Annotated in this window: 1 protein-coding gene; it reads left to right on the forward strand. The window is 66.5% G+C overall.

Annotated elements, in window-relative coordinates:
* The coding region (locus ASE88_RS00160; protein WP_268795202.1) for a sigma factor-like helix-turn-helix DNA-binding protein at positions 1-298 on the forward strand (298 nt) is incomplete at its 5' end.
* Positions 299-325 lie beyond the last annotated feature (27 nt).

Consider the following 325-nt stretch of genomic DNA (forward strand, 5'->3'; position numbering starts at 1 on the left):
TAGCCGGCGAGGTACGGCGGTTCCGTTCCACCTCGTGGACGACGCTGCGCTCGGCCGCCCGGCCGATCAGGACGCAGGCCTGCACCACCGAGACCTGTTGCGTGCACTTGATGCGTTGCCCGAGGAGCAGCGGACGGTGCTGCTCCTCATTTCCGTCGAAGGTCTGTCATATGGGGAAGTCGCCGCCGTCGTCGGCGTGCCGCTGGGAACGGTGATGTCGCGCATATCGCGGGGGCGCGACCGTCTGGCGACGCTCCTCCGGGAGGGTGAACGGCCACGATTAAGGAGTATTCGATGACCAGCCCGATCGGAGAGGACGATCTGG

Origin of the sequence: Sphingomonas sp. Leaf38 (assembly GCF_001421825.1) — a bacterium.
Taxonomy (GTDB): Bacteria; Pseudomonadota; Alphaproteobacteria; order Sphingomonadales; family Sphingomonadaceae; genus Sphingomonas.